The organism is Cedecea sp. AS113 (genome assembly GCF_037152415.1).
Lineage (GTDB): Bacteria > Pseudomonadota > Gammaproteobacteria > Enterobacterales > Enterobacteriaceae > Cedecea.
Genome location: NZ_JBBCMI010000026.1, coordinates 1 through 19,100 on the forward strand (window position 1 = coordinate 1; position 19,100 = coordinate 19,100).

Genomic DNA, 19,100 nt, shown 5'->3' on the forward strand with positions numbered 1-19,100 from the left:
GCACCACGCCTTCAGTAGCGGAGCAGGAAGGACAGCTGATAGAAATGGAAGCCACTGGAGCACCTCAAAAACACCATCATACACTAAATCAGTAAGTTGGCAGCATCACCGTTTTTTAAGGTGTTGTACTCATTTTCAATGTTTTCTGATTTTCCAGTGATTTGAACGTGCGTTCCGCCGATACTTTGATTGTTAACAGAGACCATGTTGTCTACCTTATCTTTAACGTTGTCTGTTATTCCACTGGACATTGTGCGTTCCTCTATTGCATCCCGGTGAGACTGGTGGTCAGCCATAACAGCCTCTTTGTTTCCTCCCGATGAAATCCCCTGCATCGAGGTCCCAATTTCCGATCGTCCTGAGGAATACGCCGTATCAACAGCTGGTTGAACCTGCTCCTGAACGAACGACCAGGCAAGCTCTCTGCGCTTACCAGCCACTTCAGGCGAAGCAGTATCTGTCAGCAGCCTGTCGGCATCATGTGGTGCCTGCTTACGAACGTATTGGGCAAACTGCTGGTTCAGGTCCTCATTAATCTGACCACTCATGCTTTCGGTACGGGACGCCATTTCAGCATATTCCTTGCTGCGCGCCTGGCTGGTCGAGTACTGCTCGAGACTTTGTTTTGCAGAGCTAAGTGACGCAGACAGCTGGTCGGCGCGTGAGGCGGCGTTGTTATCAGTATGGCTTCCGGACTCACTGACCTTGCGGCTGGTAAAGTAATCACTGGCCTCTTTAAAGTCCTGAGAAGCTTTCGCATCTACATCATGACGCGCATCCTGACTTGAACGTGAACTACTGCTTGCTTGATGCATGTCATCATCAGTAAAATCAATACCGGCCTTAACACCAGCCTGGCCGCTTAATTCAACTCCATTCCCTAAAATCTTGAGCCCCGTGCTTCCTTTAGCATTTACATCGCCGTAAATCCCAAGTGAATCACGTGTGCTTCTGGTCGCCAATTCCTGAGTCGCCTGATCATTACTGATGTTATGCGCTTTCGCATAACTCTCGACCGCAGTGCGCATCTTGCTGGCCATCATGGAGTCCTGAGCGCTCATCGTGCTGTCAGCGCCTTGCGTCATCGAGTCGCTGCTACCCCGGTTGGTGCCAAACTGGCTGAGGGTCTGCCATGTGCTTGACATGCTGTTACTAAAGCTCTGCATCGCGCTCTGGGACTGCGTCTGGGCCTCGCGTGCCATCTCCTGCTGCGCTGAGGCCAGTTGACGGGCAAAATTAATACTCACGGGCAGCTTACTCGCGGCCTGGGTGGAGTCAGTCACGGTATTGCCATCACGCATCTGTGTGGACGTTGCTCCGTTGGCAAGTTGGTGACTCATCTGGCCGAACATGGTCGAACTGTTGGTATTCCAGCTGTTGCCGCTCACGTTCTCGGTCTGCATGTTGGCGTAGGAATAGTTCCCGTCGATTGACCCTGCCGCCGCCGTTGCCGCCGGACTGATGGCCGAGGACGCCAGGTGGCTGTAGAGATTCGAGAAGCTGGAGCCCAGACCTTTCAGCATCCCCCATGCCAGTGGCGGGATAAGCATCGACAGATAGCCCGCCGTGGTGGCCAGATCCGAGTATTTAAGTTGCACCTGCGACAGCTCAGAGAGCACCACCGGCGAGCCGTTGGCTTTCGCATAGAAGGTCATGCAGCTGTTGAGGATGGCGTAAAGCAGCGGCCAGCTCTGCACCCACATGATGGCCAGCACGTACCCCTTCAGCACGTTAAGGGTGACGGCGTTAAACATCCCTCCCAGCACCATCAGGGGGAATATCCCGATAATCAGACCGACTATCAGCGTCTGGGACATGGGCAACGAGCGCAGGGCCACCTGCCCGACCGTTGCGTGCGCGAGCCGCTGCTTCTCCATTGAGGACGTGGTGGCGATGTTGAGCAGGCTTGAGGTATCGCCGTTGCGGGCCGCATAGCCCATGATACCGTCGCGCAGGGCATTCATCGTCACGTTCTGGCGGATAATTTGCGAGGCGCTCTGCCCGGAGTTATAAAAATAGTTATAGCTTTCGCCGAGCATCTGGCTCAGGAGCAGGTCGGGATTCGGACGTCCGCCAAACAGCCAGCGTGCGTAGTAGCTCCAGCTTTTTCCTCCGGTCTGGGTATCAAGGCCCAGCTTCTGTTTGAGGATAACTGCGGCTTCTTCGCAGGATAAAAACGCCTTTATCTCCGTTTGTCCGTTATCACCGCTGGTCGTAAACTTCTTATAGTTCTGTACCTGACGCAGCGGACTGGGTTTAGAAAAGATAATGGTGTAGGGATCGGTGCTGTTCATCAGCTCGTCCAGGGTGTACTTCCCGTTGAGGAAGATGTCGCCCATCACGCAGTTCTGCACATAGTCCGCAAAAAGCGTGGTGATTTCAGGATTTTTGGACAAAAAGTCGGTGCTGCGCGCGACCAGATTCGCGCCGAACAGCATCCCGGTCTTGCTGTAGGTCACGCTGTCCGGCTGAGAAAAGACCATCTCATAGCCCTGCACCAGCGCGTGCCCAATAGTGGTCGTCAGCGACGCCGGCAACGCCAGCCCGACGGGCACGTTGTCCACCTGATACACCTTCGTCAGATCGCTGTTGTCGATAATCTGTACCGGCGTGCGCACGCTCACCAGAAGGGACATCAGGACGATGGTACCTATCCAGCCCAGCATATCCATCACGTTGTGACGGCGTATCCAGGTGATGGCCACGACGAGCACAGACAGCGCGGTCACGATCCGGCGGATAATGACCCAGTTGTCCGTGTTCATAAAGGCCACAATGGCGTTCAGCGTCTGGCTCAGCCAGTCGCCGCCCGCGATAACGTAAATCGCCTGCATCAGCGCGCTCCCCCGAAGTGATAGTTGTTCTGATAGCGCTGCAACATCCGCGCCGAAACCTGCTGGCGCATGTAGCTCATCTGGCGGTCAACAACCAGCAGCGCATCCTGCTGTACCTGCACCTGGGCCTGGAAGGAGGCTATCTGTCGCGTGGCCTCGTTGAGGTTGTTATTGATGCTGTCGATAACGGCCTGGTCATAGTTGCCCGTTGCCATCAGGGCGCGCGCCTGCTGCACCATCTCCTGGATGTACTGGAGCAGAATGTCGTAGCCGATGTAGTCCGTCAGCTGGTAGACGAGGCTGTCCGAGACGCCCAGCATCATCGGGTCCACCAGGTACTTGAACACCGGGATGGTGGTGCCGGAGATAAAGCCCTTCTCCTTCTCGGTCAGCTTTGTGTCGGTTGCAGCCTTGTTCTGGATGCTGGAGAGAATGTCCTTGATCTGATTCTTCAGCGCGTTCTTTTCGGTTATGGTGACGGTCGCGTCGGCCACCACCTTCAGGCACTTCTCGCTGTCGTTGCAGTGGTAAATTTTCGCCGTGCCGCCCTCCATCACGGCCTTAATAATGTCACGATCCGTGGTGCGGGCAGGCAGCGGCGTGATGTTACCCTTCTCGTCAAAAATCAGGGTGCCGGTGAGCGTCATGATGAACTCCCTGAGTTCTTTATTCCCGCTGAACATGCCGTTCTTGCCGAGCGCATTCCAGATGATATTGATGTTTTTAGTGATGCGCTCTTTATCAGCGGTACCGGCCTTGTCGCGCACCTTGTCGAGGCTGCCGCCCACGGTGCAGCCCTGGCGGGATGCCGCCCAGTCTGCAAACATGTTGCTCTCGCCGGCAATGTCCTGGCAGACCTTCTGCTGGGAGACCTGGGTGCGCGGAAACAGACCGCCGACAATCCCCTGCGCCGCCTGGCAGGAACTGAGGTTCATGCTGTTGATGTCGCTGGCCATCTTCTGCAGGAAGTCTTTTGCGGTCTTGATTTCCGGCACGGTGGTCTGCAGGGCGAGGTCAAAGAAGTAGCCCGCCGCGTTGGACATAATCTGCTTGGCAAAGCGCTGCAGCTGGTCGCTGTTGATGAAGCTGAACGAGCCGAGGTAGGCATCGATGCCCCCGCACCCGGCGTTGATGTCGGGTAACGACATGGAGACCAGCTGGACGGTTTTTACCTGCGTGCGGGCGTAGAGCGAGCCGCCCGTAGCATAGCCCGCCGCCTGCCCCTGCCAGACCTGTGGCTGGCTGGTATTGGAGTCAAAGCCCAGCTTATTAAAGAAGGTGTTCATGTCGCTGTTCACGTCGGCACTCACGCTCGCTGAACACGCAAGAAGGAGGCCACACAGTATGGAGAGAGGTTTACGGACGAACATCGGCACCCTCCCGGCTCGCCTGCAGGGCGAGTTTTCCCATTTTTCGTTTTAGTATGAACATTTGCCCTTTCGTATAAAGCGAGTTCAGGATTGCATAAACGCCACCTGCAACGGCAAGCCCGCCGCTCAGCGCGATAAATATCAGTGGAATGACGTACATCAACACGTTCCACAAATCTTTCAGCTGCAGGTGACCGTCCCTGAGCCAGTCGCCGACGCAGGCATTGAAAACGTATGTCATAAAGACGCGCGACAGCACGCCGGCAATGAGCAAAATGCCCGCCCACTCAGCATAAACGCCGAACCGTGCGTCCTCTTTCCGTTCCCTGAGCGCGATTAACTCTGGCGTCGTAGCTCTCTGAAGCATTCCGGAAGTCATCATGTCGTGTTCCTCTGCATTGTTCTGATCAGCCATTGTTACCCACTCCGCGCATCTGAAGGACCGTATCCATGCGGGCCATAAAGCCCTGTTCGTCGGTCGCGCCCTGCAGCAGGGGCAGGGCTTCAAGGGTGTTTACGTTGACGAGAAAGGTGGTTGGCGTGGCCACGGGCAGGTTAGGGAAAAAGGTTTTCATTACCTCCGGCGGCGCGGGCAGCGCATCGGGAAAGGACGCATCCCCCTGACCGTCGATGGTGTAGGCCATCACCCCAAACCCCACCCGTGCCGACAGCGACTTCAGGACCGGATCAAACTGGTGGCAGTACGGGCAGTGTCCCTGCATAAACAGCACGACCTTCCAGTCGGCCAGATTGACCTGACGCCCGTTGCTGAGGCGGTACCAGACCGGCTGCTTCGCCGGAAGTGGCTTAGCTTCAGGGTCTTCCGGGGATGCTGGCAGAGATCCCGACGCTCGCGCCCCCTGTGGATGCCATAACGATTTGATCTCGTCCATTGTGGAAGCCTGTGTGGCCAGACTGAGGGTCATGAGCGCCACGGTAAACACGGTATGTCTAAGGTTCATGTCGGCATCCTCCGGCATCACGGGCCTTTTCGGCCTCACGGGCAGCATCAATCCAGCGGTTGATAATGCGGTATCCCCCCCAGAGCACCATCGAGACGCCGATTATCTGCGCCAGAAGAATGGCCATCTCCGGCTCGCGCCGGACCAGGCGGGAAACAATGTGAAACCATATCCCGAGGCTCAGCACCCATAATCCGGGCACGTCGAACTCAGGCAGGCGAAAACGGAATTTACGCATGCGAACTCTCCCTGTATTAAAAGTTGGGGGCAAAATCTGTGGAAACGTTGAGGAACTGCTTCGCCAGGTCATCCTGGCTGATAAAGCCATACGAGACGGGTTTGACCGTCCCGCTTTTAGGATCGGCCAGCATCAGCGCCGGGAAGTAACGAATACCCAGCCGGCTGGCCTGTCCACCGTCCATTCGGGTATCCGGCAGGAGTGGATTCACGATACCGTCCACGGAGACCGGAATGACGCTGAGGTGATACGTCTCGCGGAAGTTTTTAATGACCTGAACCAGCTGGCCGTCGATCGGGTCCTGTCCGCGGTAGAAGAACATCACGCCATAGTGCTGAGCCAGCGTTTCAATGGCGCGGCGCTGGTCGGCAAAGTCCGCCGCCAGCTGGTTGCGCACGGTACCGTTGTAGTGGCTGTGCTGCAGGTTGTAGTCCAGTTCGGGGTGCTCGAGCATCGCCTTTTTAGCGCTCATCGAGAACAGCCCCGCCTGCTGCGTCCAGTAGTTCTGCAGGCGGAAGTAGCGGGTAAAGTTCTCCACGCCCGGATACAGAATGGCCTCGTACATCGCCCGCTTCGTGGCCTGCTGGAGCGTGGCAAGCTTATCCATGATGTCCGGCGAGGCCTGCTGAGGCTGTGCTGAAGAGGATTTGTCATCCTCCGGCATTCTGTGCGATTCGTTGTACCACTGCCAGCCGGCATCTTTTCCGGTGGCGGAAAAAACGCTGCCAAGAAGCAGCAGCGCTAACGCTGTCTTTCTCTTTTTCACTGGAACCTTCCTTATCCCGAAGCAGGTCGGTTATCGTTTGAAAAGCGGGTTTAACAGCCACGCCAGCAGAACTCCGGCCACGAAAAGCACAACCATCAGCGCCATAAAAAACACATCGATGCGCGATGTTTCATCAACGATATTCCCGCACCAGTAAAGCACCGGTGAGGCGACAATCAGGCTGATGATAAGGCGTCCAGTAAATCCTTTAATTTTCATGATGGAGAGTCCTGAGTGAGTAATGAGTGGCTTACTGTTTGTTCTTCAGCTGCGCGGCGATTTCCTCGCGGACGCGCTTCGTCAGGGTGTCGTTATCCGGGATTTTCTTGTTCTTTTGCAGATCGTCGAAAAAGTTCGAGAAGTCGAGTTTGTCGAACTTGATTTGTTGCAACTCAGTCTGGGTGATGCCGCGACAGTCCGGGCTGCTGGCCTTGCCAAAGCCGATGTGAAGCTGACCGTTACGTCCCTGCTGCTGCACTATCTGAGCCAGCTTAGAGTCAAACTGACAGTAGCTGCGCTTCTTCTCCAGACAGACGCCGAGCACTTTTTTTGAACAGAACTCACCGATACTGACCGTGAGCTTATTCTCTTTGGCCTTGCCCAGCGCTTTCTCCTCGCTGCTGCACCTGGCAAGCCCGACGTCCTGGCCCCAGCCGCCGTCCTTACAGCAGTTGCTGAAGCCTGCCGCAAACTTCTTGCAGAACTTCGCGCTGCCGGTAAAGGCGCGTACGTTAACGCTGTTAATGGCTGCCACGTCCTTGCCCGCAGCGGCCAGCGCGGCGAGTGCCGAAACGACAGGTGCAAAATCGTTGTTTTTACCGTTCTGCGCCCGCTCACAGTCACCATCGAGACAGAAGGTGTCGCCGCCACATATCATCACCTGGCCGGAAGTACGTGTTTCACAGGAGTACGTCGCGTATTCATGCAGGCAGCCGCTGCCGTCTTCTGCCGTGAAGGCGCAGGTGCGTGAGGCAAGCGTACAGGCCGGATTGTTCATGTAGGTTTTGCAGGTGCCATTGTCAGCAGCCTGGGTCATATACGTGTCTTTGTACTTCCAGCAAGCCTGCGTGACCGGGTATGACACGCCGTCAACCACCACCGTTTTTGTGCTCCCCGGCTCAATACATTCCGTCTTTTTGAGCGTACCTTCGCTCTTGCTGAACGGGCAGGATTCGTTCCAGACCACGTCTGGTACCCATTTTTTGGAGGGAATTTCAATCTGGAGCGTAACGGTGAAGCTGTAGCGCATATTGCTGTGCTTCCAGATTGAATCTGTAGTGGGATTGTTTCTCCTGGTACGAATGGAAAACACCATCCCTGCGCCTTTCTTCAGCTGCATGCCGCTACTCAGCGCCAGACTACCGGTATCGTTATCCATGGAAATCAACCCGAAAGGCGTGGTTACTCGCATAAACCAGTTAGGATTACTGAACGCCAGACGTTTATTCCAGGAATAGGTAGCTGTTGCAGCAACAACCTTCCCTGTCACCGGCGCAGTCCATGTTCCTGTGTATCCTGCTTCGGAGGAAGCAAACGAAATATTCTGAGACTGGATAACAATCTGTTTTGTTTCAGATGTATCTTCATAGTGGCCGGTAATGCTGGCCGTGCGCGTACAGGCCTGCTCAACCAGCAGATCGCGCTCACAGGTATAGTTGGTGAACTCGCTGCGACTGATATTCTGCGCTTCACACTGCGTCTGCCCCGTTTTGCCGATGATGGTATCTGCGCGGGACTGAACATCCTGGCTTGCCTTAATAAACGGCGCGTCGGGTGAAATGGGCTCCTTCGGGTTGTTAACAAACGAGTCGGTGACGGCCTTTGTGGCCTCATTAGTAGTCCAGCCAGTGGTACCGTCCGCTTTCAGCGCACCGTCACCGGTCGCCGTCACGCCGCCATAGTACTTTTTCTCACCGGGTGAGGCGGTATAATTGGGAATAGACGCTGAGGGGTTAAAGTTTTTCAGGCTGCTCTCACCCTGCCCCTGTACCTGACGGGCAAAATCAGCCCCCGCCCTGTACTGCGCGTCAGCATCAGCAAATGCATTCACGCCCGCCATAGTGGTGGCAATGGCCAGCACCGGCATCAGTATTGCTCTTTTCATCGGGCATCTCCTTTATTGAGCAGCTGTTGCGCCTCATCCCTGCACTCGCCCTTCTCCACCACCTTTTCCAGCGCCTGCTTCAGATGAAGATTGCCGCGAATCACGTCGTGGCCCGCCTCGCAGTACACCACCAGGGACGGCACGCTGGTGATCCCGTACTCACGAAAGCGGGTCGGGTCGATGGCGACGCCGCTGGCTGAGCCGTCCTGAACAAGCGCCATCACGGCGGTTGCCGTCCTTTTCATGTCGTTGTTGACCATACCCCGCAGGGTGGCGGGAATATCGTAGCGGCGCGCCTCGGTCAGCATGCGCTTAAGCCCCGCCTGCGGGATGGCAAAGGAGACGAAATACAGGGCACCGTGCGTGGGTTTATCCTGCTGGTCCTCGCGCTGGCGCTGTTTCAGCCCCCCGATAAAGCGGGCGTCGTCTGCTGAAAGAGGGTTCTGGCGCACCTGCTGCTCCAGAATCTGGCGCAGCGGCGCGTTGTCCTGCCCCCTCAGCTGCTGGCTGAAAGACTCCTGCTGACGAATAAACTCGCGGTTCGCATCATCAGCCCCTGACGCCAGCGCAGTGCAACAATATGCTGACAGCAGCAGCGCCACCGTCAGACCGGACAGAGTTTTCATGGAAGTTTCCTTTTCTCAGAGGAAGACGCAGTTACGCTTGCGCCAGAGCAGATAGCCGTAGTTTTTCTTCGTGTTCGGCGGGTTACGCCCCGTTTCCCAGCGCATGACGGTGCGGCCGAAGGGATGGCACTGCGCCGCATCCGGGAACATGTTCACCATCTGATAGCGCCAGCGCTCTTTCGGGATAATGGGAGACGGGTATTCGAAGCAGACCGCGCGGTCCGCCCCCACGCTCTCCAGTATCTGGCCCTGACGGTGCAGCTTGAACGCCATGCGCTCGCTGACCAGAACGGAAGACTGCAGGGGGCTGGACTCATTGCTCACCCAGCCGTTAAAGGGATACATTGACCCCTGCGATCCGGCGCACCAGAACAGCGCGTCAACCGACGTTTTTGCTGCACTGGCCACCGCGTCGGCGGCACATGCGCCCTGCGCGATGGGGTTAGCAAAAATGACCGCCTCCGGATTCAGAATGGAGGTCAGGGCGCTGTCCCCCCATGTTGGGTCAATTTCAGACAGGTATCCGATATCCAGATCGCCGCCCTGCAAACACCCGAGAGAGGTGATGATGTTGAGCCAGTACGTCAGCGGATATTTGTACCAGTGCACATGGTAGAACGCGCCATTGACCTGTTTGTCATCTTTTTTGGCGGTGCCCATCCCCATTTTCCCGAGATTAACGGTGAATCCGCCGAGGTTCACCATACAGCCCGGTGAACGCGCCACATCGGTCATGGCCATCGGCTCCCAGTACCCTATTGCCAGGCCTACGCGCTGAAATACCGGGGGTGGCATGGGACAAAACTGTATCGGACTCCCGGGATTGGACGTGTCCGGTAAATCCCCGCCCGTGACTTTTGTGCTGCCGAGCGACAGGGGGAACATGCAGCGCCAGCAGATATCGGTGATCGGATTGACGAAACGCCCTTCGCAGGCGGCGTCCGCCGCTGCCATGTGGCTGTTACCCCACAGAAGCAGCCCGAACAGAGAGACGGTCAGCATTTTCACCGGACACCTCCTGCATCATGCTGCGCCATATCGGGCGGAATGATTTCCACCTGCAGGCGCTTTCCGCTGGGTGCCGCCGTTACCCGCGCCGGCACCTGGCTTATGCCGAACCGGGCGGTCAGCACCCCGTTCTGGTCGAAGAAAATGCGGCTGTCGAGCTTCTCCGACGTCTGCGGAATGTTGCCCTGAACCAGAATGATGCGGGTGATCAGGGTGTCAGGCTTCTGTCGCTGTACCCACGCGAGCTGCTCCGCATCGTCGCCGTTGATAAACAGCAGGGTTTCGTTAAACGGCACCACATCAAGCGGATTAAAGACCTGCCCCGCCTGAGCAAACACGTTGCCCCTGTCGTCGGCAAGCGCCTTGTCCACCCGCACGCTCGGGTCAAACCAGCGCCGCTCGTAGCGCACCGCGCGGGTTATTCCCTCAACGGCAGGCGGGCGCTGGCTGTTGCGCACCACGCGCGCCTTAAACTCCGCCATCTTTTTGTCCATCTCGCCGGACTGCGCCAGCGTCTGCAGCCGGCTTTCGATAACGGTCAGCATATCCGGCTCCGCCACCGGCCAGAGATCGCCCCACGTCCCGAGGTCAGCGGCCGTCACGCTGCCGGTCAGCAGCGTCAGGCCCAGGGCAAGGGCGCGCATCACGCCCCCTCCTTCATCCGGCGGGCCACGTCAGTCTGGATTTCACGCGTGATATCCGGCGCCCCCTGCACCACGGCAGGTGCGACAAGGATGAGGGCACGATGGCGGATCTGCCAGTCCCGGAGGCTGGCCTCCAGTGACGCGTTAAAGCGGTCTGAGAGTGCTTTTGTCTGCGCCTCGTCCAGCGAACGGCGACCGGCGCTGTCAAAGAAGGCATCCACCGTGGATTTCATGTTGAAGGCCACAACCACAGGACGGTTAAGCTGGCAGACCAGCCAGCTGACGCCTGCGCTCGCAGCCAGCGTGCCGGCAATCAGCGCGGCGTTAATGAGTACGTGTTTTTTCATGAGATGGTCTTCCCTTCATGCTCGTGAAGCCAGCGCTCCAGCGCGGCCATTTCCGGCCCGGATTTTTTCCACGCCAGCTCCCAGACGGCTTCGTGAATACTCAGCCCCTCCCGGCGTCGCTGCTGCAGAAACTCAAAGTCCGGACCGTCCGAGGAGTACATTGCCCGGCTGAGCGGATCGACGAACAGGCGGTGCCAGGACGTCAGGTGCTCAACCGACAGCATAAAGCTGCTGAACCAGTTGTCCTTCGCGCTGCCAAACCCCTTAATCATGTCGCGCTGCAACTGCGAATACTGGTCCGGGTACAGCTGGTTGTACTTGGCGAACTCTTTAGCCGACTGCTTGAGGATAATTTTGTAGGACGAGTTACCCCATGCCGCGCGGGCGGCGCTGGAAGCCGTTTCCGAGTCAAAATCGACGATGTTCTGCGTAATGGTGATGTACGAACCTGTATGGCGGCGGGCGGTACGGTAGCCTTTCTCGATAAACGCCCCGACCTTGTTGTTCTTGAAGTCCAGCAGGCGCCAGCCTTCGTCTATCACGTTGAGCTTCTTCAGGCTGCGCGGCGTGCGGTACATGCGGTTCTCAATGTAGAGAATGAGCGAGAACATCACCGCCACCAGGAGGGACGGCCTGTCCTCCAGTCCGCCGAGCTCAAGCACCACCATCCGGGCTTCGTCCTTCAGGGACGGTTCGTCGGAGTTGAAGTAGCTGCCGTACACCCCGTCGCGGGTGTACTGGGTCAGCAGCACCACCATCTCATCGAGGCGGCTGCGGATGGTCGGTGATCCGCTGTACTCCTCGCTGTCGCGGACCATCATCAGGTAGTCCACCACGTCGTCAATGCGCGCCTGGTTTTTCTTCGTAAGCCAGGTGGCCTTCACCGCCTTGAGCAGCAGACCTTCGTGCACCTCGTCCAGGTTGCCGTTGGGGCTGGCCATCACGGACAGCTGGTCCCGCAGGCGTTCGGCCATCTCATCGATGGTATCGTCGGTGACGTTAGCGAACGGGTTAAACTTCAGCGTCTCGCCGTCGAGGTAGACACCGCCCATGTTCTCGCACAGGGACTTGTAGCCGTCGCCCATGTCGAACACCACGGCGAAGCCGCCGGAGTCGATGACGCTGCGTATCAGGGGCTGGATAAGCCCGGTTTTCCCCGCGCCGGAGGTGCCACAGACCGCCATATTGAAGTTGGTGTTACCCATGCCGCGGCTGAACAGGTCGATAAACGCCAGCTGGTTGCGGTAGGTCGGCGCCAGCAGGCCGGAAGTGGCCAGCGGACTGTCCGCCACCACCGGCATCAGATTGGCGACATTAAAGCTTTCGGCGCGCTGCAGCACGCCGGACTCGCGCAGCTGCTTAAAGAGGCCGCCGCCCGCCATAAACGGCAGATTCACGAGAAAATTGCGCATATGGTTAAAGCGCGGGGAAATCAGCTCGAAGCCATTTTTGCGAAAGCTGTTCAGCACGTCCTGCTCGACCTTCAGCGCAGTTTCCTGGTCATCGCGGCAGAAGAGGGTCACGTTCAGAAAATAGCTCGCCAGCGAGGACTGCCCGGACGACAGGCGCTGGCGCAGATCGCCCCACTCTTTTGCCTCCTGCGCCACGCCCGGGAAGAACTTGGCGTAGCTGGTCTTGGACTTCTTCTCAAGATCCATGAACTTCAGGTTGGCCTCGTTCTGCGCCTTTACCTGGTCTTCCACGCTGAGGACGAGCGTCAGGATAAACGGGCACGAAACGGACAGTTCCGGGTTGAGAAGGTTGCTGTAGTTGTCGGCCATATTCCAGAGGAAGGCCAGCTCCGGATTTTTGGTCAGCTGAAAGTTCATGATGCGCGCGGTGCTGTTGCGACCGTTACCGCGCAGCCCCAGCGTCATGTAGTCGGCCTTCACCTTCAGATCAAAGGTATCGTCCACGCACTGGTAGTTCAGATCCTTGAGCGGGTCCAGTTCCCGTTCGGTGGGATACAGCGCATCCGGGTTATGGTTAATCATTTCGCCCGCAATGCGGATAAAGGCATCCGCGTCCACGCTGCGGGTGGCTATCTGCGCCCCCTGCAGCGAAGCGCGGATGATTTTCACCTGGTTCTCCATCTCCATTACGCTGGCCTTGCTCCCGCGCTTGCGGGGGACGCAGCAGGAGATGTACACCCGGTAGTTACGCAGGGTCAGCGGCAGGTTGAGGTGATCGGGTAGCGGGAACCCTTCTTCTGCGGCCCTGAGATAGTAGGCGCGGGTGATGGCGTTGAACGTATCGGCCTTTTCCCCCGTCCATGAGAGCTCGCGCAGGCCATACTCGATATCCTGACCCACCAGATGGCTGGACACCAGGTGAACGGCCACCGGCACCTCGCGGGGCAGCTTTGTGCGCATCAGATTTTCCAGCGACGACACGATAGTTTCGTTGGCGCCGTTGATGGGCTGCGCCTCCAGCATAAAGCCCATCGTCTTCTCGTTCATGAAGAGGCCGGTTTCCGCATCGTAGTCGCGGTACGGCAGCACACGGCTGAACTGCGGGAAGCGCATCTGCCCGAGGACATCGTTCGCCTCAGAGGACGCATCGGGCATCTTCAGCGCCGTCAGCAGCGAGTTGACCGTGCGGGTGACGGTATCCAGTGGATTACTCACGGTTATCCCCCTTTTTATTGTCGGCCGTTTTTACCGTTTCCGTCGCAGGGGCCGGGCGGCTGGCAGGGATACCGTAGCGAAAACGCGCTGAGCGCATCTGACCGTACAGGCAGAAATACGGACGGCATCCCATAAGCAGCGCCGCCCCTGAAAACACAATGGCCATCACAATCCACAGCAACTTAAACGCACTCAGCGCTCCGTCAACATGACCGGCATATCCTTTAGCATCGGTGACGACGCTGCCCCGGTTATGGCAGACAGCTGAGGGAGCATCATGCAGCGTGAGGCCGGAGGACTTGCCCTGCGGGGCTGGAGGTATAAAGGGGTCTAAAGGTTCATCGCGGCAGGCCGCAATACGAAACTCGCCACTGCTGACGTTATGCGTGACGGCTATAATTTCCTGCGCCATCGCCTCTCCGGGCGTGGTGTTCTCCATCCACAAAAGCATGGCAACCAGCAGCATCAGCGTGGCGGCAGGCCAGATAATCAGATAGTGAAAAGCCCAGGCAAGCCATCTAAGGCAATACAGCAGGACGGACAGAAGCTTAAGCATCATTCCCGTTACCTCCGGGATTCAGCGGAAACCAGACGCTGCAGTTGTGTCTGATAGCCTCCGCCAGCCTCTCCCCGACCTCTCCGCTGTACAGCGCTTTAATCCGGCTGACGTCAGACTTCGCCAGGAAAACCCGGGTCATCTGCTGTTTTGTTACGCTCATACCTGAGCCTGCTTTACCCAGGAACAGACAGTGCCCACGCTGGCGTTGCATTATGTGTTGAGAAATCCCAGCCTTCCCGTCTAGGGCGGGAGCGCTCTGCTGAGACGCTGAAAGCCAGAAGTCGCGCTCTGCGGCATTAACACAGATGACACGCATCCCCTGCGCCTCGCAGCAGGCCGTAATATCGTTAAGGTGACGGGTTTTCCCCGGACCAGCGTTATCCCTGGTTGTCATGATGTTCGTCTCCTGGTTTTTTGCCATCGTTCTGAATGTCTTTGCGCAATTCACGCCAGTCGCGGAGTTGTCGTTCTGATAAAAAGGTCCGCATAACATCAACGCTGATGGCTGTCTTACCGCTACCGGTTTTCCCCACGACCATCACATTGGTTTTTCTTCTTCCCATCGGTCACCTCAGATACTGTTTTTGTCGTATTTCCAGAACCCGCTGGCATTCCGTACAGGTACGTACGCCCGGGATGGCCTGCTGCCGCCTGAGGGGGATGCGATTGCCACAGCATTCGCACCGTTTACGGCTTTTGCCCTCCAGGCAGGACCGCTGCCTCGCGGCCTGTATATGAAGCTGGTTCAGCAATTCGTCCTGCTCCTGCAGGAGATCGAGTTCGTCTGCCATCAACGCTCCCTGCTCACACTGTCCGGACACGCTACCGCCCATCCCTTTTCACGTTTCAGGGCACGCGTGATAACGACGGATTGTTAAAATGGGCGCCACACGCGGTGGCGGTTCAGGTTTCAGTTAACGCGCGGGGTTCCCCACGCTGAGGGTTTCACAACAAAAAACACCCGCGTCGGCTGGTGATAAACGTCCTGCGTATCGATATAGGGCGCGATCCACAGCCCGGCCGTCTTTTCACCGACGCGAAGCGGCCTCGGGTCCACGATGGACTCGCGCCCTGGCGGCGGCGCAATAACCGGCGTGACCGTGGAGAGCGGCGCCCGTGAGGCTGAGTGCGGCTGCGGGCGGGGGAGAGTTGGCGCACCCGTCAGCGGTGTATTTCTGGATGCGATGGCATGCACCGGTTCAGCCGCCAGCGTGAGGGGCTGCACGGACCGGGTCCGGAAATCACCCTCAGCCAGGCGTGGCAGCGATGTCGCACCCGGCTTTACCGTGCTGGCCTCCTCCAGTCGTTTGGCTTTCTCATTGGCCTGCTCGATGGTCATGCAGGTGTCGGATGTCGTCGCGTTACACTCAAAATCGCTCGTTGTACCGGCACATCCCGACAGCGTCAGGAGACTGGCCAGCGTGAGCGCAACAGGCACTGTCTTGTTCATTTGCGGTTCCTTTACGTGGGGTTACTGTGAGTCGGCCTTCGGCATAAACTGGCTCTGGTTAAGCCTGCCCAGCTGGTTGAGCATCTGGTCGGTACTGAACCCGTTCATGCCGCCCTGCGGGACTGACGGCGGCGGAACCGGACTGCGGTCGCTGCCCTCCGCTTTGCTTCTGTCATTCTCGTGCGCCAGCTCTTCAATGGTTTTCAGCTGAAAACCGTCCTGAAAGACAACGGTCACTTCGTTACCCGCCCCAATAGGAATGACGGGGTGGTACTGCTCTGCGCGTTTGATGTAGTAGTCGCTGAGGGTCTGGGCGGCTTTGGAGGCGCCTCCGCCAATCCCCATCTTCATCACGTCACCCGCGCCGAGGGATGCCGTGGCGCCGAGTCCGACCGAAGGCTGGGACGCGGTCTGCACCCCCTGACCGATGCCGTCAACAAAACCCGCACCCCATGCCCAGCCGAGGATTTTGCCGTTTCGCATCACCACTTCGCCCTTGATGCCGTTTTTACCCCGGAAGCTCACGTGTCCGGCAATGGGCTGGTCGATGGTGACGCCGTGCTTCAGGCAGCTGATGTTGCGGGTGCGTACGATGGCGCGTTCGCTGGACACGTCGCCCCAGGCCTCAAGCCCGATGAAGCAGCCGGTCAGGTCGTAGCTTTTGCTGTTGGGCATTTCCACCCTGCCCGTAATGCGCAGCTGCATCGGCACCGTGGACTCGTTACCGGTTACGGAGGCGTTGGCATCAGCCCCCTCAATCAGCATCGATTTGGCGAAGCTGCCCGACGGGATGTACGGCAGGGACGGACCTTTGCTCTCGTCGCTGCGGGCAAAAGACTGCCGGCGCAGCTGGTTGGGTACGGGAATGGGCTGGTACTGTACCTGCGCCGGCGGCGTGACGCCGTTACCCGGATAGAACGCGGTCGGCGGCGGGACGGCCCCCGTCTGCGGCGGGAAACCGGTCGGCTGCGGCTCACCTTCAGGCCCCGGCGCAGGCACTGGCGGCTGCGGGGCAGGCTCGCCCGATGCGGTGACGGGTTTCGCCCCCAGCGCGCTGACCTGAGCGGAAAGCGCCGCATTATCCTGACTGAGTTTGTCAATCTGGTGCTGATAGCCTGCCTGCCCCTTGCTGAGCAGCTCAAGCTCGCGGCGCATTTCGGCATACTGCTTCTGCATCTCGGAGGCGGTAGCCTGCATCTCGGTCGTGGCATGCTGCTGCACCTTCTGGTCAAAGGTGCTGTCCACCACGCCGGTCATATCGGGCGCAGGCTCGCCGGCGGCTGCCGCATCGCTGCTGCCCTCGTAGCGTGCATCCGCCAGATACCAGCCGCCGCCGCCCACCACGCCCACGGTCGCCAGCACGATACCCAGCCAGATAAACTGCTTGCGCTTCACCACTGAATTAATGCTGGCCATCAGCCGCACCTCCGCTGCTGATAATGAAGACCTGCAGGGCGCCGCCCGCCATCAGCTGACGCGAGGCTTCACCAAACAGCACGCCGCGAATGCCGCTCTGCCAGAAGTCGCTTTCCGCGATGTTGCGGGCCATTCCGGTATTGTTGGTGACGCGATAGCGCACCACCTTAAGGTGATTGCCCACCCAGACGCGCTCCGGGACTGCTGATAGTCCGGCGGGAGCGTTGAGGGATTCATGCGTGACGGGAATGGCCTGCCAGCCGGACGGAAGCTGCCCGCCCAGCAGATGCTGGCTCAGGGAAACCAGCGTGGCCTCGTAGGGGGAGGACTCTTCCCAGGTGCGCGCCGCTTCGCCCGTACCGGATAGCTCGCTGACCAGCCGGATGGTTCGCCCCGCGCCCGCACGCGGCACAGCCTGTACCGAGAAGTTGAGGCCGCGTTCGGTTTCCAGAATAAACGTGAAAGGCTTCTTGTTGAGGGTGCTGACAATCACACCGCCGCTTGCCGTCTGTTCCTGGCGCGTCAGCTCACCGTCGAGGCTGGTCAGGGCCGTCACGCGGTCACCTGCGACCGTGAAAAGGTTCGGGTCGGTGTTGCTGACCGCGATGCTGGCCTGTCCGCCGTTCGTCAGCGGAACAATCGTGGCAGAAAGCGCAGCGGGTGCGGCGACCGTCTGACCGGACGCGAGCATCAGCAACGCCAGCAGCGCACGGCGACTATTTTTGTTCATCGGTGATTTCTCCGAAGTGACTGAGCCAGCTGATGCCGTCCTCGCGCTCGAACTTGAGAACGTACTGTTTCAGCTCGGGATACGGTTTCGAGTCGCCTATCCAGGTCTTCAGCTGGCCCCGCACGTCCACGCGGCTGCTTGCCGGATAAACCTTCACGCTGGTCATATAGAAAGACGAGTTAACGTTGTTGTCCTTAATGCGCTTCGCATCCTCGGCAAGCCGGATTTTCAGCTCGTTCTGCGCTGCGGGTTTGACATAGGCCAGCAGCTGCTCATGAGAGGCATCAACGGTTTCCGGGGTAACATTCAGGCGAAGGGCGATAAGCGACAGGGCCATCTGCTGCAGGTAGGAGGCATCCGCCTGGTTCTGCGACACGGCAAACGGCGCGTTGAAAAGCATTGGCGTGACGATAGACTTCTGCTCATTCTGAAGGCGGTAGTTGTTGACGGCCTGAATAACATTGGTGGTGATGCTTCCCAGAATAACCACCCCCATAGCAATAAAGCCGATGGCAATAACCCGCTGTGTACTTAATCGTGCTCCGTGTTCCATCTGATTATTCCTGTCTATTTAATCCACTGGCGGTAGCATGAGTCGGGAACATCGTGAAATATTCCCCTGAGAAGAACGGTCGGCATATACCAGTAGACCAGGTCCCGCAGCCATGAACTGCCCCGCCCTTTCTTGAGCTTTTTGATTCCGAGATAGGCCAGTACGGCAGCGATAATTCCGGGAATATAATGCTGGGTCCAGAATCCCCACCCCAGGCAGATAATGGCCGGAATAAGTTCATCCACAGGAAGGCCAAACCAGCGGCTCTGATTCGTCAAGGTTTCGGGAAAGCGATATTTTTTGAGAGATTCATCTGCCATATATGTTCCGTCTCCGGTACAGCTGGCAGTATGGAAATACCTGCCAGCCGGATTACAGGCAAAGCCCTCCCGTGAATGCTCGTGAAGGGCATTCAGAATTAAACCGGAATTTAATAGTCGGAAGTGGCTCTGAACGGCTGTCGCTGGATATCAGTATCCTGCGACAGACATACCTACGGCGATGAATACGGACAGGATCGCAAAGCCCGCCAGGAACTTGAGGTTCTTGGTCGTCATATACATCACCGCCCCCACCAGAACTTCGGCAAGAATAACCCACTTAACCACACTGGAATCTTTACCAAATGTTCCTTTAACGGTTTCATTGCCGCTGGCCATCAGATCTTTACCCGCAGTCGAGGCCAGAACCGTTTCAGGGAAAAACGCAGCAAGGGCTGCGACAGGCAGGGCAAACTTCAGCGCTTTGAGTAACGCGACTTTGCTGAATTTTTTCTTTGCAGGGGTCGCGGGTACAGCGTGAATAACAGATACATCAGTCATATTTATTAATCCTTTAAATGTTAATGAAACAGCCATAAAAAAGGC

Annotated in this window: 22 protein-coding genes and 1 pseudogene; all 23 read right to left on the bottom strand. The window is 57.9% G+C overall.

Features of this window, described 5'->3' with window-relative positions:
* Positions 1 to 110: 110 nt before the first annotated feature.
* Positions 111 to 2,834, bottom strand: a pseudogene (traG, locus tag WFN87_RS21720) (conjugal transfer mating-pair stabilization protein TraG); the annotation flags it as partial.
* Positions 2,834 to 4,204: a conjugal transfer pilus assembly protein TraH gene (gene traH / locus WFN87_RS21725; protein ID WP_336819706.1), complete on the bottom strand. Its 1,371-nt coding sequence runs from the start codon at positions 4,202 to 4,204 to the stop codon at positions 2,834 to 2,836. The gene traH and the pseudogene traG, both read right to left, overlap by 1 nt.
* Complete coding sequence (locus WFN87_RS21730) at positions 4,191 to 4,619, bottom strand: conjugal transfer protein TrbF (RefSeq protein WP_336819707.1); 429 nt, start codon at positions 4,617 to 4,619, stop codon at positions 4,191 to 4,193. Before WFN87_RS21730 ends, traH begins: the two co-directional genes overlap by 14 nt.
* Positions 4,612 to 5,166 carry a type-F conjugative transfer system pilin assembly thiol-disulfide isomerase TrbB gene (trbB, locus tag WFN87_RS21735; RefSeq protein WP_336819708.1) on the bottom strand — a complete coding sequence of 185 codons (555 nt, stop codon included), beginning with the start codon at positions 5,164 to 5,166 and terminating at the stop codon, positions 4,612 to 4,614. Before trbB ends, WFN87_RS21730 begins: the two co-directional genes overlap by 8 nt.
* Positions 5,156 to 5,404, bottom strand: a complete 249-nt coding sequence (gene traQ / locus WFN87_RS21740) for a type-F conjugative transfer system pilin chaperone TraQ (protein ID WP_011901838.1) — start codon at positions 5,402 to 5,404, stop codon at positions 5,156 to 5,158. Before traQ ends, trbB begins: the two co-directional genes overlap by 11 nt.
* A 16-nt stretch (positions 5,405 to 5,420) precedes the next feature.
* Positions 5,421 to 6,170 (bottom strand): type-F conjugative transfer system pilin assembly protein TraF, encoded by a 750-nt coding sequence (gene traF, locus WFN87_RS21745; protein WP_336819711.1) that lies wholly within the window; start codon positions 6,168 to 6,170, stop codon positions 5,421 to 5,423.
* 30 nt (positions 6,171 to 6,200) lie between these two features.
* On the bottom strand, positions 6,201 to 6,389 hold the full coding sequence (trbE, locus tag WFN87_RS21750; RefSeq protein ID WP_165723321.1) for a conjugal transfer protein TrbE: 189 nt from the start codon (positions 6,387 to 6,389) through the stop codon (positions 6,201 to 6,203).
* Between the two features lie 31 nt (positions 6,390 to 6,420).
* Positions 6,421 to 8,274 carry a type-F conjugative transfer system mating-pair stabilization protein TraN gene (gene traN, locus WFN87_RS21755; protein WP_336819712.1) on the bottom strand — a complete coding sequence of 618 codons (1,854 nt, stop codon included), beginning with the start codon at positions 8,272 to 8,274 and terminating at the stop codon, positions 6,421 to 6,423.
* Complete coding sequence (gene trbC / locus WFN87_RS21760) at positions 8,271 to 8,900, bottom strand: type-F conjugative transfer system pilin assembly protein TrbC (RefSeq protein ID WP_336819713.1); 630 nt, start codon at positions 8,898 to 8,900, stop codon at positions 8,271 to 8,273. The genes traN and trbC overlap by 4 nt, the downstream gene beginning before the upstream one ends.
* Positions 8,901 to 8,915: 15 nt before the next feature.
* A complete protein-coding gene (gene traU, locus WFN87_RS21765) occupies positions 8,916 to 9,902 on the bottom strand; it encodes a conjugal transfer pilus assembly protein TraU (protein ID WP_336819746.1) in 987 nt (328 codons plus the stop codon).
* A gap of 2 nt (positions 9,903 to 9,904) precedes the next feature.
* Positions 9,905 to 10,552 (bottom strand): type-F conjugative transfer system protein TraW, encoded by a 648-nt coding sequence (traW, locus tag WFN87_RS21770; RefSeq protein WP_008324132.1) that lies wholly within the window; start codon positions 10,550 to 10,552, stop codon positions 9,905 to 9,907.
* Positions 10,552 to 10,899, bottom strand: coding sequence for a type-F conjugative transfer system protein TrbI (gene trbI, locus WFN87_RS21775; RefSeq protein ID WP_011201813.1), 348 nt, complete (start codon positions 10,897 to 10,899; stop codon positions 10,552 to 10,554). Before trbI ends, traW begins: the two co-directional genes overlap by 1 nt.
* Entirely contained in the window at positions 10,896 to 13,526 is a 2,631-nt protein-coding gene (traC, locus tag WFN87_RS21780; protein ID WP_336983738.1) for a type IV secretion system protein TraC, read from the bottom strand. The genes trbI and traC overlap by 4 nt, the downstream gene beginning before the upstream one ends.
* Complete coding sequence (traP, locus tag WFN87_RS21785; RefSeq protein WP_336819715.1) at positions 13,519 to 14,085, bottom strand: conjugal transfer pilus-stabilizing protein TraP; 567 nt, start codon at positions 14,083 to 14,085, stop codon at positions 13,519 to 13,521. The genes traC and traP overlap by 8 nt, the downstream gene beginning before the upstream one ends.
* Positions 14,075 to 14,479 carry a hypothetical protein gene (locus WFN87_RS21790; RefSeq protein ID WP_336819716.1) on the bottom strand — a complete coding sequence of 135 codons (405 nt, stop codon included), beginning with the start codon at positions 14,477 to 14,479 and terminating at the stop codon, positions 14,075 to 14,077. The genes traP and WFN87_RS21790 overlap by 11 nt, the downstream gene beginning before the upstream one ends.
* Positions 14,463 to 14,648, bottom strand: a complete 186-nt coding sequence (locus tag WFN87_RS21795) for a hypothetical protein (RefSeq protein ID WP_016674194.1) — start codon at positions 14,646 to 14,648, stop codon at positions 14,463 to 14,465. The genes WFN87_RS21790 and WFN87_RS21795 overlap by 17 nt, the downstream gene beginning before the upstream one ends.
* Before the next feature lie 3 nt (positions 14,649 to 14,651).
* A complete protein-coding gene (locus tag WFN87_RS21800; protein ID WP_016674195.1) occupies positions 14,652 to 14,876 on the bottom strand; it encodes a TraR/DksA C4-type zinc finger protein in 225 nt (74 codons plus the stop codon).
* A 119-nt stretch (positions 14,877 to 14,995) separates the two neighbouring features.
* Positions 14,996 to 15,535 carry a type IV conjugative transfer system lipoprotein TraV gene (gene traV, locus WFN87_RS21805; RefSeq protein ID WP_125885546.1) on the bottom strand — a complete coding sequence of 180 codons (540 nt, stop codon included), beginning with the start codon at positions 15,533 to 15,535 and terminating at the stop codon, positions 14,996 to 14,998.
* A gap of 21 nt (positions 15,536 to 15,556) precedes the next feature.
* Positions 15,557 to 16,951, bottom strand: coding sequence for an F-type conjugal transfer pilus assembly protein TraB (gene traB / locus WFN87_RS21810; RefSeq protein ID WP_058670648.1), 1,395 nt, complete (start codon positions 16,949 to 16,951; stop codon positions 15,557 to 15,559).
* A complete protein-coding gene (traK, locus tag WFN87_RS21815; RefSeq protein WP_045911930.1) occupies positions 16,938 to 17,681 on the bottom strand; it encodes a type-F conjugative transfer system secretin TraK in 744 nt (247 codons plus the stop codon). The genes traB and traK overlap by 14 nt, the downstream gene beginning before the upstream one ends.
* Positions 17,668 to 18,234 carry a type IV conjugative transfer system protein TraE gene (gene traE / locus WFN87_RS21820; RefSeq protein WP_025759824.1) on the bottom strand — a complete coding sequence of 189 codons (567 nt, stop codon included), beginning with the start codon at positions 18,232 to 18,234 and terminating at the stop codon, positions 17,668 to 17,670. The genes traK and traE overlap by 14 nt, the downstream gene beginning before the upstream one ends.
* Positions 18,235 to 18,248: 14 nt before the next feature.
* The gene (traL, locus tag WFN87_RS21825; RefSeq protein WP_060446825.1) at positions 18,249 to 18,554 is read right to left on the bottom strand and encodes a type IV conjugative transfer system protein TraL; all 306 of its coding nucleotides are present in this window, start codon (positions 18,552 to 18,554) and stop codon (positions 18,249 to 18,251) included.
* 150 nt (positions 18,555 to 18,704) lie between these two features.
* The gene (gene traA / locus WFN87_RS21830; RefSeq protein ID WP_336819718.1) at positions 18,705 to 19,055 is read right to left on the bottom strand and encodes a type IV conjugative transfer system pilin TraA; all 351 of its coding nucleotides are present in this window, start codon (positions 19,053 to 19,055) and stop codon (positions 18,705 to 18,707) included.
* Positions 19,056 to 19,100: the final 45 nt, after the last annotated feature.

Coding starts and splice junctions, on each gene's coding strand:
- traH (WP_336819706.1), bottom strand. CDS start 4,204: ATGTTCGTCCGTAAACCTCTCTCCATACTGTGTGGCCTCCTTCTTGCG.
- WFN87_RS21730 (WP_336819707.1), bottom strand. CDS start 4,619: ATGGCTGATCAGAACAATGCAGAGGAACACGACATGATGACTTCCGGA.
- trbB (WP_336819708.1), bottom strand. CDS start 5,166: ATGAACCTTAGACATACCGTGTTTACCGTGGCGCTCATGACCCTCAGT.
- traQ (WP_011901838.1), bottom strand. CDS start 5,404: ATGCGTAAATTCCGTTTTCGCCTGCCTGAGTTCGACGTGCCCGGATTA.
- trbE (WP_165723321.1), bottom strand. CDS start 6,389: ATGAAAATTAAAGGATTTACTGGACGCCTTATCATCAGCCTGATTGTC.
- traN (WP_336819712.1), bottom strand. CDS start 8,274: ATGAAAAGAGCAATACTGATGCCGGTGCTGGCCATTGCCACCACTATG.
- trbC (WP_336819713.1), bottom strand. CDS start 8,900: ATGAAAACTCTGTCCGGTCTGACGGTGGCGCTGCTGCTGTCAGCATAT.
- traU (WP_336819746.1), bottom strand. CDS start 9,902: ATGCTGACCGTCTCTCTGTTCGGGCTGCTTCTGTGGGGTAACAGCCAC.
- traW (WP_008324132.1), bottom strand. CDS start 10,552: ATGCGCGCCCTTGCCCTGGGCCTGACGCTGCTGACCGGCAGCGTGACG.
- trbI (WP_011201813.1), bottom strand. CDS start 10,899: ATGAAAAAACACGTACTCATTAACGCCGCGCTGATTGCCGGCACGCTG.
- traP (WP_336819715.1), bottom strand. CDS start 14,085: ATGATGCTTAAGCTTCTGTCCGTCCTGCTGTATTGCCTTAGATGGCTT.
- WFN87_RS21790 (WP_336819716.1), bottom strand. CDS start 14,479: ATGACAACCAGGGATAACGCTGGTCCGGGGAAAACCCGTCACCTTAAC.
- WFN87_RS21795 (WP_016674194.1), bottom strand. CDS start 14,648: ATGGGAAGAAGAAAAACCAATGTGATGGTCGTGGGGAAAACCGGTAGC.
- WFN87_RS21800 (WP_016674195.1), bottom strand. CDS start 14,876: ATGGCAGACGAACTCGATCTCCTGCAGGAGCAGGACGAATTGCTGAAC.
- traV (WP_125885546.1), bottom strand. CDS start 15,535: ATGAACAAGACAGTGCCTGTTGCGCTCACGCTGGCCAGTCTCCTGACG.
- traB (WP_058670648.1), bottom strand. CDS start 16,951: ATGGCCAGCATTAATTCAGTGGTGAAGCGCAAGCAGTTTATCTGGCTG.
- traK (WP_045911930.1), bottom strand. CDS start 17,681: ATGAACAAAAATAGTCGCCGTGCGCTGCTGGCGTTGCTGATGCTCGCG.
- traE (WP_025759824.1), bottom strand. CDS start 18,234: ATGGAACACGGAGCACGATTAAGTACACAGCGGGTTATTGCCATCGGC.
- traL (WP_060446825.1), bottom strand. CDS start 18,554: ATGGCAGATGAATCTCTCAAAAAATATCGCTTTCCCGAAACCTTGACG.
- traA (WP_336819718.1), bottom strand. CDS start 19,055: ATGACTGATGTATCTGTTATTCACGCTGTACCCGCGACCCCTGCAAAG.